Raw genomic sequence first — 1,115 nt, forward strand, 5'->3', positions numbered from 1 at the left:
ACGTGAGTTCGACGGAATTAAAAAATGGCAGGAGGTAGAGCAGGCAAATCTTTTGGGTAAATGTCAATGGAAGGTTTTTTAGGTAAATAGGTATAAGCCGCTAAACCAGCCATCAAATTAACCAAAAAGTTAAATGGACTACGATGACGAGAGTGTTCGATTTGACATATGTTTTTTAGATGGTCGTTGACCGACTCAATGACAGCACGTTTGCGTAACAGAATCTTATCAATCAGTTTTACCAAACGATTTTTCATTTTCTTCTTAGATTTTGTGACTAACTGCAATCCTCGCTCATATAACTCCTCAAATAATTTTTGAGATATATATCCTCTGTCACCAAACAGTTTACCAATTAAGTCTTTAGTCATATCTGGGACTGGTTTTCGGTCATCTACATTTGCTGGAGTAAGTGAAAATGCTAGTAATTCTCCACAATCATTAATAATCAAATGAAGCTTAAACCCAAAGTGCCAGCCCACAGAATTTTTGCCCCATTTCACTAATCCTTTAAACACCTTGTGAGAATGTGCCCTACAGTTATGACAAACATTAATTGGGGTGGAATCGATAAAGCTAATCCCAGTAATTTCTCCTGTCCGTGTATGTAAAAAGCAACATAACAGCATTAAGCACCAGGGCATTAGTTCCACAAACCGAGTGTAGCTGACTAAATTAGGAAATGCTCCATGCCAACGAGTAAGGACATCCAGGGTATAGAATTCCTTGAAAGTCTTATATCCGCTGCCATGAAATGCGATAACTATTGTCATCACTTCTGATAGATGCATCCTGGATTTACTGCGACGTTCTCCTGTTGTCGATGGCAATTGTGGTACTTGCTGCCATAGATTTTCCCATTGCTTACAGAAATCATCTACGTCGCAGAAAATTTGCGTGATGTCGAGGCGAGATACAATCGTAGACATAGCCGAGACTCTCATTTTTGTTAGATATTCTTAGTCTCGGCATTTTTTTGTGCCTTTTTTGCTGATTCTCAATCAATCGTAGCGATCGCCTTCGGTGGGTGCTTCGCGCCATCGCTTGGTCTTTCCCAGTTGAGCAAATTCATATATCACAAGCTTTTTGGCTTTTTCTAATCGTCGAACTCACGT

General features: G+C 39.6%; 1 protein-coding gene. It reads right to left on the minus strand.

The features are described from left to right. Window positions 1-17: 17 nt before the first annotated feature. The gene (locus G1O98_RS38315; RefSeq protein ID WP_163939686.1) at window positions 18-929 is read right to left on the minus strand and encodes an IS982 family transposase; all 912 of its coding nucleotides are present in this window, start codon (window positions 927-929) and stop codon (window positions 18-20) included. Window positions 930-1,115 lie beyond the last annotated feature (186 nt).

This window comes from Nostoc sp. UIC 10630, from assembly GCF_010747425.1.
Lineage (GTDB): Bacteria > Cyanobacteriota > Cyanobacteriia > Cyanobacteriales > Nostocaceae > Nostoc.

Coding starts and splice junctions, on each gene's coding strand:
- G1O98_RS38315 (WP_163939686.1), bottom strand. CDS start 929: ATGTCTACGATTGTATCTCGCCTCGACATCACGCAAATTTTCTGCGAC.